The organism is Rhabdochromatium marinum, from assembly GCF_016583795.1.
GTDB lineage: Bacteria > Pseudomonadota > Gammaproteobacteria > Chromatiales > Chromatiaceae > Rhabdochromatium > Rhabdochromatium marinum.
In genome coordinates this window covers 1-16,865 of record NZ_NRRS01000038.1, presented here as the reverse complement: position 1 = coordinate 16,865, position 16,865 = coordinate 1, and the positions used below count along the sequence as shown (strand labels likewise).

Annotated in this window: 8 protein-coding genes, 1 other RNA gene and 1 pseudogene; 5 read left to right on the top strand and 5 right to left on the bottom strand. The window is 59.4% G+C overall.

Annotation, left to right across the window (positions count from 1 at the left end; translation table 11 throughout):
• Positions 1 to 74: 74 nt before the first annotated feature.
• Positions 75 to 3,671: a pyruvate:ferredoxin (flavodoxin) oxidoreductase gene (gene nifJ / locus CKO36_RS11605; RefSeq protein ID WP_200284226.1), complete on the bottom strand. Its 3,597-nt coding sequence runs from the start codon at positions 3,669 to 3,671 to the stop codon at positions 75 to 77.
• Between the two features lie 330 nt (positions 3,672 to 4,001).
• On the opposite strand from nifJ, the gene rimI reads away from it, so the two are divergent.
• The 5 genes and pseudogenes from rimI to CKO36_RS11585 all read left to right on the top strand — a co-directional run bounded on the left by rimI (position 4,002) and on the right by CKO36_RS11585 (position 9,626).
• On the top strand, positions 4,002 to 4,562 hold the full coding sequence (gene rimI, locus CKO36_RS11600) for a ribosomal protein S18-alanine N-acetyltransferase (protein ID WP_338053467.1): 561 nt from the start codon (positions 4,002 to 4,004) through the stop codon (positions 4,560 to 4,562).
• A 21-nt stretch (positions 4,563 to 4,583) separates the two neighbouring features.
• Positions 4,584 to 4,943, top strand: a transfer-messenger RNA (tmRNA) gene (gene ssrA, locus CKO36_RS11595).
• A gap of 43 nt (positions 4,944 to 4,986) precedes the next feature.
• Positions 4,987 to 7,104, top strand: a complete 2,118-nt coding sequence (locus CKO36_RS11590) for an ATP-binding protein (RefSeq protein ID WP_200284224.1) — start codon at positions 4,987 to 4,989, stop codon at positions 7,102 to 7,104.
• Between the two features lie 34 nt (positions 7,105 to 7,138).
• Positions 7,139 to 7,288, top strand: a pseudogene (locus CKO36_RS20445) (IS701 family transposase); the annotation flags it as partial.
• A 466-nt stretch (positions 7,289 to 7,754) separates the two neighbouring features.
• The gene (locus CKO36_RS11585; protein WP_338053466.1) at positions 7,755 to 9,626 is read left to right on the top strand and encodes a diguanylate cyclase; all 1,872 of its coding nucleotides are present in this window, start codon (positions 7,755 to 7,757) and stop codon (positions 9,624 to 9,626) included.
• A gap of 21 nt (positions 9,627 to 9,647) precedes the next feature.
• Here the strand turns inward: CKO36_RS11585 and CKO36_RS11580 are convergent, their stop codons facing one another.
• From CKO36_RS11580 to CKO36_RS11565, 4 genes are all read right to left on the bottom strand, one after another.
• Positions 9,648 to 11,063 (bottom strand): OmpP1/FadL family transporter, encoded by a 1,416-nt coding sequence (locus CKO36_RS11580; protein ID WP_200284223.1) that lies wholly within the window; start codon positions 11,061 to 11,063, stop codon positions 9,648 to 9,650.
• Between the two features lie 148 nt (positions 11,064 to 11,211).
• Complete coding sequence (locus CKO36_RS11575; protein ID WP_200284222.1) at positions 11,212 to 11,535, bottom strand: SH3 domain-containing protein; 324 nt, start codon at positions 11,533 to 11,535, stop codon at positions 11,212 to 11,214.
• Between the two features lie 172 nt (positions 11,536 to 11,707).
• Complete coding sequence (locus tag CKO36_RS11570) at positions 11,708 to 13,189, bottom strand: phosphomannomutase (RefSeq protein ID WP_200284221.1); 1,482 nt, start codon at positions 13,187 to 13,189, stop codon at positions 11,708 to 11,710.
• 8 nt (positions 13,190 to 13,197) lie between these two features.
• Positions 13,198 to 16,728 carry a mechanosensitive ion channel domain-containing protein gene (locus tag CKO36_RS11565; RefSeq protein ID WP_200284220.1) on the bottom strand — a complete coding sequence of 1,177 codons (3,531 nt, stop codon included), beginning with the start codon at positions 16,726 to 16,728 and terminating at the stop codon, positions 13,198 to 13,200.
• Between the last annotated feature and the right edge of the window lie 137 nt (positions 16,729 to 16,865).

Below are 16,865 nucleotides of genomic sequence, written 5' to 3'. Positions count from 1 at the left end.
CGGGAAAATGTGAATACTGAATGCTGCACGCCAGGCGCCAGACAGGGTTGAAACCCGGCCCGGCGCCGACGGACTTAGGCTTTTTTCTCAACCGGCTTGGGCGCCTTCTGCACCGCCAGGCGCGCCATCTGCTCATAGAGCGAGAAACGCGTCTCGACATGCTTCTGCGCCAACGCCAGGAAGCGCTCGGCGGCGTCCGGATGGGTGCGGTTCAGCACATTGAAGCGATGCTCGCTGTAGATGTAATCCCGGTACGGGACGCTCGGCGCCTTGCTGTCGATGTGCAGCGGATTATCGCCCTGGGCGGTCTTGCGTGGATCGTAGCGGAACAGCGGCCAGTGCCCGGAGTTGACCGCCATGTCCTGCTGACGCAGGTTATTTGACAGATCCGCGCCATGGGCGATACAGGGCGAGTAGCAGACCAGCAGCGACGGGCCATCGTAGGACTCGGCCTCCAGGAAGGCGCGCAGGGTATGCACATCCTTGGAGCCAAAGGCGACCTGGGCGACATAGACGTTCTCGTAGGCCATAGCCATCATCGCCAGGTCTTTCTTGAAGGTCGGCTTGCCGCCGGCGGAGAACTTGGCCACCGCGCCCATGGGCGTAGCCTTGGAGGTCTGGCCGCCGGTGTTGGAATAGACCTCGGTGTCGAGCACCAGTAGATTGACGTTACGCCCGGTCGAGAGCACATGATCAAGGCCGCCGTAGCCGATGTCGTAGGCCCAGCCGTCACCACCGACAATCCACACACTGCGTTTAACCAACTGCTCGCAGGTCGCCTCCAGTGAATGCACGTCGATGCTGCCTTCCATGCTGGCGAGCTTTTGCTTGAGCGCATCGACGCGCGCGCGCTGCTCGAAAATCCCCGCCTCGGTGCTCTGATCGGCATTCAGCAGCCCATCGACCAGCTCCTGACCGATCTTGTCCGCCAGCTTGACCAAGTACTCACGCGCCTGCTCGGCCTGTTTGTCGACCGCCAAGCGCAGCCCAAGGCCAAATTCGGCATTGTCCTCAAACAGGGAGTTGTTCCAGGTCGGGCCGCGGCCGTTCGGATCGGTAGTATAGGGTGTGGTGGGCAGATTGCCGCCATAGATCGACGAGCAGCCGGTGGCGTTGGCAATCAGCATGCGGTCACCAAACAGCTGGGTGGCGAGCTTCACATAAGGCGTCTCGCCGCAGCCGACGCAAGCGCCGGAGAACTCGAACAGCGGCTGCATCATCATGGCATGCTTGATCTTGCCCGAATCAAGCTTGGTGCGGTCGTACTCTGGCAGAGTCAGGAAGAAGTCCCAATTCGGCTGCTCCAGAGCGTGACGTTCCTCGGCGGGAACCATGTTCAGCGCCTTGCGGTTCGGATCCTTGCGGTCGCGAATCGGGCAGACTTCGACACAGATGCCACAGCCGGTGCAGTCATCCGGTGCCACCTGATAGGTGACCTGATAGCCCTCGGGGAAGTCCTTGCCCTTAATCGGCACATGCTGGAAGCTTGAAGGCGCCTGCTCGACGAGTTCAGCCGGGTAGACCTTGGCGCGAATGGCCGCATGCGGGCACACCATCGGGCACTTGCCGCACTGGGTGCAGAGGTCGTCCTCCCACTTGGGCAGTTGCAGGGCGAGATTGCGCTTTTCGTACTGGGTGGTTCCGGTTGGCCAGGTGCCGTCGGAGGGCATCAGACTGACCGGCAGCTGGTTGCCCTTGCCAGCAATCAGCGTAGCCGTGACCCTTTGGACAAAATCCGGAGCATCGCTAGGCACCACCGGTGGGCACTCGAAGGCACTGCTGACCTGACCAGGAATCTCGACCTTGTGCAACCCATCGATACTGGCATCAATAGCGGCATAGTTGCGATCAAGCAGATGCTGGCCTTTCTTGCCATAGGTTTTCTCAACCGCCTTTTTGATCTGCGCAATCGCCTCCTCGCGCGGCAGGATGCCGGAGATGGCAAAGAAGCAGGTCTGCATGATGGTGTTAATGCGCCGGCCCATGTTGGTCTTGGCCGCGATCCCATAGGCATCGACCACATAAAAGCTGATGTTCTTGTCGATCATCTGCTGCTGCATGCTCTTGGGCAGATCGTCCCACACCTTGTCGGCCGGCGTCTGCGAGTTGAGCAGGAAGGTCGCGCCCGGAGCCGCCTTCTCCAGCATATCGAAGCGGGTGATGAAGGTCGGCTGATGGCAGGCGACGAAGCTTGCCTCATGCTCACCGATCAGATAGGTGCTGTGAATCGGCTTGGGACCGAAACGCAGATGCGACACCGTCATGGCACCAGCCTTTTTCGAGTCGTACTCGAAATAGCCCTGGCCATAGTTGGGCGTTTCCTCAGAAATGATCTTGATGGAGTTCTTATTGGCGGACACAGTGCCGTCCGACCCCAAGCCATAGAAAACGCAATTGGTCACACCCTGGGTGGCATCGGGCTGGAAGCTCGGATCCCAGTCCAGATTGGTGTGACTGACATCGTCGATGATGCCGACGGTGAAGTGGTTCTTGGGCTTGTCTTTCTTCAGCTCATCGAGCACGCCCTTGACCATGGCTGGGGTGAACTCCTTGGACGACAGCCCATAGCGCCCGCCGACGATATAGGGCATCTTGGCGATGCGCCCCTCGCCCACCCCCTCGGCCATGGCGGTGATCATATCCTTGTACATGGGCTCGCCATCGGCGCCCGGCTCCTTGGTGCGATCAAGCACAGCGATTTTCTGTGCGGTGACCGGCATCACTTCCAGCAGCCGCGGCACATCGAAGGGCCGGTACAGCCGTACCTTAATCATGCCGACCTTTTCGCCCTGGGCGACCAGATGCTCAACCGCCTCCTGGGCGGCACCAATGCCGGAGCCCATCAGCATCACCAATCGTTCGGCATCGGGTGCGCCGACGTACTCAAACAGCTTGTACTGGCGCCCGGTCAGCTCGGCGAAGCGGTCCATGCACTTGACCATAATATCGGGCAGCGCACTGTAGTAGGGATTTACTGTCTCGCGGCCCTGGAAGTAAACATCCGGGTTCTGTGAGGTGCCGCGAATGGTGGGATGGTCGGGATTCAACGCCCGGCTGCGGTGCGCCTTGACCAGTTCCTCGTCGATCATGGCGCGGATGGTCTCGACCGGCAGCTTGGTAATCTTGGCCACCTCGTGTGAGGTGCGGAAGCCGTCGAAGAAATGAATAAAGGGAATGCGCGACTCCAGTGTCGCCGCCTGAGCAATCAGGGCAAAGTCCATCACCTCTTGCACTGAGGACGAGCTCAGCATCGCATAACCGGTGGCGCGGCAGGCCATCACATCGGAATGATCGCCAAAGATCGACAGCGCCTGGGCGGCCAGTGAGCGCGCGGAGACATGAAACACCGTCGGCGTCAGCTCGCCGGCGATCTTGTACATGTTCGGGATCATCAACAACAGACCCTGAGACGCAGTAAAGGTGGTCGAGAGCGATCCGCCCTGCAGGGCGCCATGGATGGCACCGGCGGCGCCGCCCTCGCTTTGCATCTCGACCACATCGGGGATGGTACCCCAGAGATTCTTGACGCCGAGCGAGGACCACTCGTCGGCCCATTCGCCCATGTTGGACGAGGGAGTAATGGGATAAATCGCGATGACCTCATTGGTCATGTGTGCGACATAGGCGGCGGCTTCATTGCCGTCGATAGTTACCGTTTGCTGTTGCGACATGATCAGTCCCGAATGCTGGGTTGATGAATTCGATAGAATGGCTCACTGAATGGGCCGGAAATAGGCTGCAACCAAACACACGCCATGACCAAGCTGCGCCAATACAAAAGCGCCCGGCGAACAGGTCGCCGAGCGCCACCGAGTGACAATCCGGATCTTGACCATCCGAAACGGGTGCTCGTCAGGAAACGAATGAACGTCAGACGCACTGAATGCGTGGGTGCGGTTCCATTGTGAAGAAAAACTTGGGATATTGGGTCAGGTTGCGCCCCCCATCCCATACTTGCCAATATAACGCGAATGGCACGGCTTTTGACCCCCCTAGCCTCAGTGAATCCCCAACAATCGCGCAAGACAGTGACTTCCGTCAGTATTCCGACCCGTCGGGTTCCGGCCCCAGCCCCCGCTGAACCGCCCAGTGCCGGTCTCTATCTGCGCCGCATGCAGTTCCATGACCTCAGCGCCGTCCTCGCCATTGAGCGAGCCGCGCATCATAGCCCCTGGTCACCGGGTATTTTCGAGGACTCGCTCAAGGCCGGCCATTACTGTCTGGTCGTCGAACAGGCCCTGTCCCAAGCGCTCCTCGGCCATGGCGTCATGATGCTGGTGGCCGACGAATGCCACATACTGAATCTTTGCATCCATCCGAACCATCAGGGCTGCGGTTTCGGCCGCCTGCTGCTGCGCCGCCTGCTCGCCATCGCCCGCCAGCGCCAGGCCGAGTCGGCCTTCCTGGAGGTACGCACTTCCAACCAACCAGCCCTCGCGCTCTACCAGGCTGAGGGATTCAATGAAATTGGCCTGCGCCGCGACTACTACCCCGCCGGAAACGGCCGCGAAGATGCCGTAGTCATGGGCTGCAGCCTTGCACCAGAACCAAAGCCGGAGTAACCTGTCCGATCAGTTTCCAAGGGGGGCGACATGGCTTCGACGTGGGTCGCGAAACCCGAGGTGCATGCCGAGGTGCGGGAGACCTCGTAAAACTATCCGCAACTCTATAGTTGCCAACGACGACAACTACGCCCTCGCTGCTTAATCCCAGCGGGCCTCACACCATCACTTGCCTGTGGGCGATGGATTCGTGGGGTAACCTCACACAGGATCGCGGTGCAGGGAGCCTGGACCTGATCCGCTAAAACCCAATTCGGGATCGCCGACTGATCGCCCTGTCCCTCGGGCGACGGAAGGTTAAACACAATAGAGCGGACTAAGCATGTAGGACCAACGGCAGAGGGCTTGCGGACGCGGGTTCAATTCCCGCCGCCTCCACCATTTAATACGCGCTGCGTAGAATAAAAAAGGCATGAGGTCGCTCATGCAGCACAAACAAGACCATCCTCACAACAGCGCTGCCAAGAATCCCTGGCAGTGGAAAATGGCGGCGCTGTCCGCAGTGGTCGAGCATAGCGACGCCATCGTGGTGGTCAAGGACCTGGACCTGCGGCTGGTAGCTGCCAACGCTGCTTTTGCCCGCGTGGCCGGCAAGGACTCAGTTGATACGCTGATCGGCAAGACCGACGCCGAGATCTTTGGCGTTTCCCCGGATACCGAGCCAGTGCGCACCTATATGGCCGATGAGCGCGCCGCCCAGCGCCTGCCGGCGGGCGAGGTCATTGTGCGCGAAGAGCCGGTCATGGCTCACGATGGCAGCACGCGCTATTACCTAACCAAAAAGCACCCGATTTTCGACGCTCAGGGCGAGTTGCTGGGCACGGGCAATATCTCAGTCGACATTACTGAGCGCCACCAACTTGAGGATCGGTTGCGCGCAGCAAATGAGACGCTGACCAAGGCCGTGGCCCGCGCGGAAGCCGCCGCCGAGGTGGAAAGCGGCTTTCTCGCGCGCATGAGCCATGAAATCCGCACGCCGATGAATGGCGTGCTCGGCCTGGCCGAACTGGCGCTGCGCCGCCCGCTGGATGAGACCACGCGCCAATACCTGCAAGAATTGCATCAATCCGGCGAGCAGCTGCTCGGTATCCTGAACGATATTCTGGATCAGTCGAAAATCGACTCCGGCGAGCTGAGCCTGGAAAGCATCCCCTTCGATCGTGAGGCGCTGTTCGAGAGCGAACGCTCTCTGTTTGCGCCCATGGCCCAAAGCAAAGGATTGCAGCTGATCTCTTCCTGTGACCCGGATGTGCCCCGCTGGCTGATCGGCGACCCGCTACGTCTGCGCCAAGTGCTGTCCAACCTGCTGAGCAACGCGATCAAGTTCACCGAACATGGCACAATCAGCTTATGCCTGCAATGCTTGGAGCAGAGCGACCAGCAGGTCCGCCTGCGCTGGTCGGTGGGCGACACTGGCATCGGCATGGACCAAGACACCCAGTCACGGCTGTTTCAGCCCTTCACCCAGGGTGATAATTCCATCGCGCGTCGCTTTGGCGGCACTGGCCTGGGCTTGAGCATCAGCCGCCATTTAGTCGAGCGCATGGGCGGATGGCTGGAGATTGAAAGCACTCCGGGAATCGGCAGTCGTTTCTCCTTTGAGATCAGCCTGCCGCCGGCTCAGGCACCAAGCGAACTTTTCGTGGCCGACTCGCCCGCCACCCGCGCGGCCAAGGCCGCCGCCGACCTCAACCTGCGCGGGCGGCGCATTCTGGTCGTTGAGGATCAGCCTATCAACCGGCGCATCATCCACGACATGCTAGGCTTGTTTGGTGCCGAAGTCACCCTGGCCAACAACGGTCACGAGGCTCTGCAATGCCTGGCCGAGGGCGACTTCGAGCTGGTGCTGATGGACATCCAAATGCCCGAGATGGATGGCCTGAGCGCCACTGAGCACCTGCGCAATAACCCGGCTTGGGCCAAGCTGCCCGTCATTGCGCTCACCGCCGGCGTTACCAACACCGAACGAGAACGCGTGCGCACTGCCGGTCTCAACGACCTGCTGGCCAAGCCATTGCGATTGCACGATCTGAAAAACATCCTGGGGCGCTGGTTGCCGCCCAAAGCAACAGCCGCCAGTTCAGCTTCATCCAGTGCGTCTCCATCCGGCCCATCCCCCTCGTCCTCTCCCCCAGAGCCGCCAGTCATTACCACCGCCTCATCAAGCTCACCAAACATCGACCACGAGCATCTGTATGCGCTGCTTGGCGATCAACAAGAATGCAATGAATTGCTGCAAACATTTTCACAATCGGTGATCGATACCCCAGAGGCGATTACAGCTGCGCTAAGCGACGAAAATCCCACCGAGGCCCGTGCCCTCGCCCATCGCCTGCGCGGGGTGAGCGCCAATGTTGGCGCCAATCGACTCAGCGCAGCGGCCAAACAGCTGGAACAAGCGCTCGATGCCGGACAGACAAACTGTGACGAGCTACTCGCCGCGCTGCATACCGCTCATGAACACACACTCGCAGAGATCAACCAAATCAGCGGGGAGTCACCACCGGCACAGGACAGCTGCGCCCCGTCACTGTCGACTTAACCGCCGGGGATAATATCCAGCGGATGCACGGGGGCGCCACTACGCCGTTCACTTACCCGAAGTGGGGTCTTTATCCTTCTTCGCTCGTGACCAATTCCTTGGACTGCATGACCAACACTGGCAGATTGAACAGTACCACCAGGCGATCAAACAGGTCTGCCACATCGAGCATTTTCAGGTACGCCCCCCGATCGCCATACGTGCCGTAGCCTGAACGAGCCCGAAGGGCGTTGTTCGTGGCGGAGCGACGGCCCGGAGCGGGGCGAACCGGAGCCAATGGCTGTCGCCGAGCGCAGTCATTTTGAGGACTTGGGTGTCCCAAAATGTATCACGAGCACGGCGACACTCTGACCGGCACAGATGGATCAGAATTTCAACAAAAAGCAGACAAATACGACGCTAATCGGTGCTGGACAGGGTTGCAAGCAGGGCACGCAGGTCTTGATCGTTGACGATAGCGGTCATGGAATAGCTCCCGAATAGCGACTGAAATCAGCAGGCGGAATCCACCTCGGTCGCTGGTAAGCATAGCCGTTCCAGCGGCCGCACCGAAAGGCTTTCAGGCATCGCGACATTCACTGGGCATCATAGCCTTCCGACAAATTGCGCTACTATGTTTGCGTTAAAGCCATGAAATCACCGTACTAACCGTGAACCTGACGCTGAATCGCAAAATCACCCTGTTGCTGGCCGCCTTGGCACTGGGGATTCTCGCTGCCCTGCTGGCAATCAGTCTGTATGCGTTTCGCAGTCTGTCGATTGCCTCCTCGCAAACCCATGTGCAAACCGCCGCTGAGATCGTGCGGGTGCTGCTCACCGAGTCGATGATCAACGGTGTGATCAATAAACGCGAGCAGGCACTGGAGCGCCTGCGCCAGATTCGCAACCTGCATTCGGTGCGCATCGCCCGTTCCGAGCATGTCAATCGTCAATTCGGCGCCGGCCTGGCGCGCGAGATGCAGTCCGATGAGATCGAACAGCGGGTGCTTGCCGATGGGCTACCGCGTTTTTATCTGCTTGAGGATCACGGCCAACCGGTTTTTCGTGGCACCATCCCTTACATCGCCTCCGCGCAGGGGCGACCCAATTGTCTAGAATGCCATCAGGTTGAAGAAGGCACCGTACTGGGGGCGGTGACCATTGAGCTGTCGCTGGAGGATCTGCGCCGGCATGGCATTTACAGCGTGCTGGCGGTGTTGTTGGCCGTGGCGCTGATCTCAACCCTGGCCATCCTCAGCGCCCGGCGGCTAATTCTGCCGGTGGGCGCAACCGCCACTGCCATTGGCGAGGCGGTGCAGCGCGGCCTGCATGGCGATTTCAAGACCCATATCACTGAGCGCACCAAGGACGACATTGGCCAAATTGCCGCTCATACCAACCGACTGCTGGCCTTTCTCGATCAAGGGCTGTCGAGCATCGGCGACCGGGTTGCCCAGCTGGTTGGGCGCCCGCCCCAGCAACATGAAAATCAGCTGCAGGCGACCATCGAGATGGTCGAAGCGCTGACCGAGGCGACACATTTCAAGGCCACTATTGAGGAAGATCAGACCGCCACCGAGATTTACATTCGCTTCGCGCGTCTGCTCAGGGAACGCTTCGCGCTCAGCGAATCATCCTTTTATGAGGCTGCTGAAGGCAATCAGCTAACGATTGTCGCCGTCGATGGCCAGATCGGCGGAGCCTGCCGCTGGTGTCAGCCGGAAATCATGGTTCGCTCGGATCTGTGCCGCGCCAAACGCTCCGGGCGGCCGGTGGACGGCCTGCGCCAAGCGGAAATCTGCTTTGCCTTCGCGCCTGACACCAACACCGAGGAGCCTTACCGGCATTACTGCATTCCGCTGATTCAGTCCGGCGCCGTGGGTAGCATCATACAACTAATCGTCCCCGAAGCGCGTTGCGGGGAGATGATCGACCAACTGCCCTTTGTACAGGTGTATCTGCGCGAAATGACGCCGGTACTGGAAGCCAAGCGGCTAATGGAAACACTGCGTGACTCATCACTGCGTGATGCCATGACGGGGCTCAACAATCGCCGCTTTCTGGAGGAATATATCGAGCCGCTGACAGCGGCCATCCGCCGGCGCAACAGCCGGCTTGGACTGCTGATGGCGGATCTGGATTATTTCAAGATGGTCAACGACACCCATGGCCATGACGTTGGCGATGCCATCCTCAAGGAGCTGGCCAAGATTCTCCAGACCAGCCTGCGTGCCTCGGATCTGTGCGTTCGCTTTGGTGGCGAAGAATTTCTGATCATCCTCCAGGATACCGATGAAACCGGCACCCTGGAGGTGGCAGAGAAAATCCGCGAGCGGGTCGCCTCCTACCGCTTCCAGGCCGGCACCAGCGTCCTGGAAAAAACGCTCTCCATTGGCGTGGCGCTGTTCCCGGACGACAGCGAAAACTTCTGGCAGGCGCTGAAATACGCCGATGTGGCGCTGTATCGCGCCAAGCTTGATGGGCGTAACCGGGTCGTTCGTTTCACCGCTGATATGTGGGAGCAGAATGGCGCCTGTTATTAGCCAACCAGCTCCCACGCCAGCCTAAAACTTCATCGCCCAACCCAGCTCGACCTCCCACTGGCTCATTTCAATAAAGCCGGTTTGCGGCCCGGTATTGGGATTTTGGCCGTGAATCTTGTGGTTGGTTGCATGCACCACCGCCAGATTGACTTCGTGGTCATTTTGCAGCCGGTGCGTCAAGCCAAAGGTAAAGTGATTTTTCACGGTGGCGGGTGCCAAAACATTGAACAGCGCCTGACTGCCGGGTACCACATCGGTGGCATAGCTATAGCCAACCCGGTAGGTCCAGCGTGGCGACTGTTGCCATTGCAGGCCGAACTTATACACGTTCATGTCTTCCCAACCGAAGCCCAGTCCATTATCGGACCCCAGCGCCGGGTTTTGTCCCATACCAGGCGCCACCGGCATGCCCATGCTTTGCATCATAGCCACTGCGTCCGGCCCCATGCGATCCGGAGAAAAGATGATGTCTGAGGTATTGCCGATGGCCTTGACATCACTGTACATGATGCGCTGGTAATCAAAGGCAAAGGTCCACTGGGGCTTGAAGCGATAGGAAAAGCCCAGATCAAAATTGGCGGGAATATCGAAATCGCCTTCCTCGGCAAAGAGCCCCTTATAATCATCGAAAGGGGTCATCCACATCTTAGTCTGATAGGAAGCGCCAAGAATCAGACCATCGGCCACTTCACCCGACCAGCCGACGCGCAATCCGCCACCGAAAGACAGATCCCGTCCCTTGCCCGTGACCTTGTCCGAATATTTGGAGAACATTGCAAACGGCTCCAGCCCATCCACTTCCATGGACTGAACAGCCAGAATGGGCGTGATACCAATGGCATGGTGTTCATTGAGCTTGCGCGAATAACTCACACCGATAAACATCTGCATCATGTCGATGCCGGTGGGTGCCGTGGCATCGAACTGGTGAATCCCGGGGATCTGGTTCATGCCCGGCTGGTTGCTGGGATTGAAGGCTGAGAATATCGACGGCAGCGGAAACATCGGATTATCCGGGCTGCCATATTCGGTATTCATGCCACCGTTGGCGCCGATAGCAATACCGATGGTGCTTTTGTCATCAATCTCGCGGTTGTAACTGAAATGCGGAATCAGAAACCAATCGTTCTTGCTTTCATAATCGCCGGGCGGAATAAAGGCATAATTTTGCGGTGGCATTTCCATGTCCGCATTGGCGGTAAAACCGCGCTTGGGCATGAATAGCGCCAGCCCGGCTTCGACGCGATTCCCGACGAACGCCAGTGATCCGGGATTGGCCGCCGCACACATGGAACCAAAGCGCATGGCTACGCAGGCTCCGGCGATAGACTTGGATTTCGTCCCATACCCAATGGACCAGTATCCATTGGTGGCTGAGGTCAGGGTGGGAAGCGTCATCAGTCCGAGGCATACAGCCCCCAGAAGTGGTTGTCGCAACGCAGGTCTCCTTAATGGTGGTACTCTATTTTTTGGTCTTGTCCCCCATGAGAATAATCCATTCGATGGCCGCGTGGCGATAGTAATTTGCTGCGACCGTGGAATCAGCTCATGGGGACGCATCGCTTACGCGAGCGCCCTCAAAAACTCAGCGGCGTCCTCTTCCGCAACCGCGACGCACATAGCTGGCAGAGACAAAAGCGCGACGACCGCGATAGGTGATTTGAACCCAGGAACCTCCCCCCGCCCAGCGATGGGCAACCTCGCAGCTGTAAGCTGGCAGCACACCAATGACTCGACAGGAGGTCGATGGACAGGTGCGCACATTCAGATCGGTCGTCGTGTGAATGCTCACATTGGCGGCTTTAGCACTGCCAGGCAAGATGGCCAGAGAGCCGGCCAGCAGCAGACCGGTCAGAGCCGCAACGGTCATCAGTTGAGCCGACCCACGTTTTGCTTGCATCAATCGCATGACAATGTCTCCTGTTAGATGACTGAAAACAATCTGAGAGGCCCATTGTCCGGTGGACGCGATCTGTCACCACCCCATGGACCACGGAGATATGGAGCTTGCTGAACTCTTCGGGTGTTGTCAAGACGCCGAAGACGGCCACACCAGTCGGCCACACCAGTATTCGGAGCTATCAGCACCAAGTCCGCAACAACTGCATGCACTGCTGATTCATTTCCCGGGCCCGCTCCGGACTGTCTGCCTCGGTATAGGCGCGCAATTCAGGCGCATTGCCAGATGGACGCAGATGCAGAATCTCCCCATTAGTCAGGGTGGCACGCACGCCATCGGTGTGATCAAGCGTCGCCACTGGCGCGAACAACGGATCAAAGGCCGCGCTAAACGCCTGGCAATCAGCGGCGGCATCGCCGGTGTCAAAGGCTCCCAGACGTTCGCGACTCAAGTCGACCGGAAAGTTCTTGATGCGATCACTATCGGTAAAACGTGCTGGCAAACCGGCGCTGAGTTCGGCCAACGACAGACCATGCGCCCTGGCAGCGGCCAGCACGGCCACGGCGACAATGGCCGCATCACGGGTCGGCAGTGCCGGCAACTGGCGGCCATCGCGCTCGATCGCCGAAGCAATCAGAAAACCACCATTGGCTTCATAACCAACGACAGGCGCATAGCCCTCGGTCAGCAGCTCCTGCATACCGGCAATGACATAGGGCGAGCCAATGCGGGTGCGCCGCACCGCAGCAAAATCGCCTGAGCGCTCCACAGCCGTATTACAGCTCACCGGTGTGGCCACCGCCTCAGCCCCCAGCGCACGCGCACACAAAATTCCGGCCACATCGCCACGCAGCCAGCGTCCGCTGGCATCGGCGAGCAACGGCCGGTCGCCGTCGCCATCGGCCGAGACCAGTGCATCAAACAAACCGTCCGCACACCAGTCACGGGCCAGTGCCCAGTCTTCCGGGCGTATGGCTTCGGTATCCACCGGCACAAAGGTCTCCGAAAACCCCAGACGGGTCACAATCGCTCCCAGCCCGGACAAGATCTCGTACAGGGGTTCCCGGGCCACCGTGGAATGCTCATACAAGCCAATACGCAGGCCGGCCAGGGCGTTGGGGGCAAAAAAGTCCATAAAGCGCCGTCGGTAGGCCTCGCGTGCGGCGGATGTCTCAGCCGGCAATGCGGGCGAACCGGCGCGCAAAGCCCCCTGCGCATCGAACAGTTCCGGCGGTTGAATCACCGGCTGCCGCGCCATCCCGACTTCGTCTTCCTTGAGGATTTCCCCCTGCGCCAGATTAAACTTAATCCCGTTGCGATCCTCTGGAATATGGCTGCCGGTTACCATTAGACTCGGCATCCCCTCGGCAAAGCCGTATGCCGCCAGAGCCGGCGCCGGAATTCGCCCGCAATAGATCGGCTCGCCGCCGCTGTCGCGCACCGCTTGAGCACAGGCGGCCAAAATACGTCCCGTGCTGTCGCGATAGTCTCCAGCCAGAGCAACCTGAGCACCAGGCGCCCATGCGTCCTGCTCATGCAGATAGCTTAGAAACCCGCGTGCGTAGCTATAGCAGACCGCATCGGTCATGTCCGTCACCAGCCCGCGTGCCCCACTGGTGCCAAATTTGACCCCCGAGCTGCGCATTAAGTCATCAATTTTCATCGTTGCATCTATCCGAGTTCTTTGGAAAATAGCTGTTCGAGTGGCTGCTCCAGTCGCTGTTCGGGCGGCTGCTCAGGCGACGGTTCGCTTGACCCGACATCAACAGAGGATCGGCGCGCAACATATTCAAGCGGCACACCCGCTTCACTGAATTTCTGCCAGACGCGGTTCCAGAATTCAGTCAAGACCCGGGCACGCGCCAGATAGCTGACATCCGTGTACCAGCGTATCTGATATTTGGTCAGCACAATTTCGCCCACCACCTCGACACCGATGGCGAGAATCTGCTTCTGCATATCCTGACGAATCAGCTGGCATTCATCCACGGCCGCTGTAATCAGGGTCAGCACCTTGCGCACCTCATGGGCCGGCGAGACATAAACATGGGTGAAGTCCCGCAACGGGAGCTGGCGGGTGTAATTGATAATGGCCGCTTCCGAGACCCGGCTGTTGGGCATGGTGATGCTGTAGTTCATCACATTGACGATTCTGGTGGTGCGCCAGGATACCCCCTCGACCCGGCCCGCCTCGGCGGCCCCGAGCTGAATGTCACTGCTGATTTGCACAATATCGCCGATGCTGAACGGGCGTTCAACGAACAGGGTGATACCGCCGATCAGATTGGACAGGGTCTCCTTGGCGGCAATGGCGACGGCAAAGCCGCCGATGCCCAGACCGGCCAGAATGACGCCAATGTTAAAGCCCAAACTGCTGAGCGCCAGCATGAGAGCCAGCGCAATGATCAGAATACGAAAGGCGGCAAAACCAAAGGACAGCGCAAACAGAGCATGAGTAGTTTCAGGTGCACCGGACATTTCCAGTTCGCGCACCTTGCGATCCACCAAACGCTGAACACCGGCAATCAACAGCCAGGTCAGACCAATGATCAGTGCCAATTCCATCATCACCTGCAGCAGCGCCCGCAGCCGGGCCTGAGCACGTTCCTCATGCGCGACGCCAATTTCGCCCTGCAGAAAATAAGCCTTGGCAAGTGCTGTGGTGGGACGCTGATTCTCCGGCAACTCGGCTAAAGCCTCGGGCGGATGTCCCAACAGTCGGTGAATCTTGCGTTTCAGCGTGGACTCCAGAGCGCCAATCTCGCCTTCTCGTTCACGATACTGCGCAATTTCGTTGACCAGCGTTTGCTCTTGACGCTGTGACAGCCGCCTGATCCATTGCTGCAGGGCCAGGATTTGAACATGGCGGGCGAGCAGCGCACCGGCGGCGTCCTCAACAAAGGCGACGCGATCCGCTTCCAGCACCGGGGGCGGCATGTCCAACGTTTGCCCGGTACGGGCGGTGAAATCAGCCAGCAGGGTTTCGGCCTCGTCCGGAGCAAATTGCAGACGCAAGCGCATCCAGGCCAGTTCCTGTTGGTCTTCCAGACTGTGCTGTCGTTCCTCAAGCAGTGGCAGAAATTCGCTAATGTCTTGCTGAGTATCCTGAACCCGCTGAATCAACTGTGCCAGCTTGTCCTTTTCTGTAGTGAGCAGCTCTTGCCGAGCCTCGGCCGCCACCAACGCCTGGTAGTGATTGCGCAGCAATTCGGTCAATTCGCTGGCCCGATCCGATGGCAGGAATCCCAGCAGCGCTTCCAGCCAACCACTGCCAGCACGCATGCGCCGTTCCGCCTGTTGTGTCAGACGCTGGCTTTCATTCTTGCTCAAAGCATCGGGTTGCTGTAACCGTTGTGTTTCAAGACGCTGCAAGTCGGCCAGCAAATCGAGTCGCTGACCAACCAGCGATTGCAGGCGTTCCACCAGCGCCTGGCGTGGCGCCTGAGTGGGATCCTCGGTCTGCAAATGAGCCATTAGCCGCCGCGTATGCGCACGCTGATTGCGACGCTGATCAATATCCTGTTCCAGTGCGGTGATGGGTTCCTTGCGCAGTGCCTCAATGAGTCCCTCCGGTGCCTGCTCCGGAGTCAGTGCACCTCGCCCCAATTGCTTTTTCAGCTCAACCGCCGTGGCATACTGTTGTGACAGCAGCCGATGCGCCTCCGAGAGTTGGTTAATGTCCTCTGTCAGCGCTGTTTCCAGGGATTGCAGCACCTCCAGGAGTTGCGCGCGATCCTCCTGGCGGGTTTGGCTGTTTTGCAGTCGGGTGGCAATAAGATTGCGATAGGCTTTTAACCCCGCGACATCGGCAGAGAACAGTTCAGGCGCTGCCGCCTGATCCGGCGCCTCGGCGTCCTCTGCGGCCTGATCGGTTGGCTGAGATGGGGACGGAGATGGAGAGGTCGGCGAGGCATCGGTGTCGTCGGAGCGATCAGCCGACGCGGTTTCGGTCGGTGCGGCCACCAGCGGCGACTCCGCCGGAACCTCCAAACCAGCCAGTTTATTGAGCGTCTCTTCGATCCGACGCTTTTCATCCTGAACCGCCGACTGCGACAATTCAACCAATGGATCGCTGAACAGGTTGAGCGTATCGCGCAACGCACGTTCCTGTTCCACCAGTGCGTCGATCATCTGCTGTTGTTCGCTCAAGCGTTCGCGCTGCGCCTGCAAAGCCTGGGCATCGGCGACAAAGCGCTCCAGCAGGGCGGTGCTGTCGAGCGCGTCGAGTTCCTGCTGCCAGGCACGCGCCTGCTGAGCTGCGGCCAGGGTTTGCTCAACATCCACCAGTTGCTGTCGGGCGCGCAGATGCGCGGCGCGAATCGCCTCCAAGCGCGCTTGCAGCTGCGTTTGCTGCTCGTTGGCCAGCTGCAGCTGGGTGGTGGTGGCATTGATGGTGTCCATGATCGCGGCCTGGCGTTGCATGAGTGCATCAGGATCAAGCGTCGCCGGTGGCTGGCCGTTGCGGGCAACCACCAGTTCCGAGAGCAGACGCATGTTGGCCAAATGCTCGCGCAGCAGATCGGCCTCGGTTTCCATGGTTTGCCCCCAATCGATGACTTCGCTCAGCTGCTGATCAAAGGTTTGCAACTCCGCCATGCGTGTCTCGAAAGCGGCGATTGCGGCTTGGAGCGCTTCAGTGGCCTCAGTGGCCTGATCCACCGAGACGCTCAGCTGCGGCGTGTCCAGTGTTGTTTCATCCACCAGAGGTTGCAACGCAGCTTCCAGGCCGTCGAGCTGAGCCAGGTGGCGGTCAAAATGCAGCCGCGACAACTGCAAAGCTCCCTGAAGGGAAACCCGCTCATCTTCCAGATCCAGCAATTCCTGTTGCAGCGCCTCGGGGGTTTGGTCGCGATACTGCTGCTCCAACCGCTGTTGCTGGCTGTCCTGTTCGCGGCGGTTTTTCATCGCCGCCAGTCCGGTTTCAGCGTTGGTGACAAAGGCCTGGATGTCCTCGATCCGAGCCTGCACCTCTTGCAGGCGGGCACGGTTGCGCTCCTGATCACTCAATAGCGCCTGCTGCTGATCGTGCACAAATTGCTGCTGCTGGCGAACGGCGCTGGCCGTCAGATCGGGCGGCACCTCAGCGTCCGACAGGCTGCCATCAGACACTCTCAAGCGAATCTCCAGCACCATGGCATGCAGCGCGTACAGCGCGTCGATAAAGCCTTCAGCCGCTTGCCGAACGGCTTCGTTTTGTTTCATGCGCTGTTCGAAACCGCGCCTAACCTGGAATACGTAGTTTTTCTTCCTCTGGGTCGAGGGCGATCTTTACCCACAGGCGATCCGCTACTTCAAAGACGTTGCGGTTGATGTTCTTGGCGAATTGATGCACGCGCTGA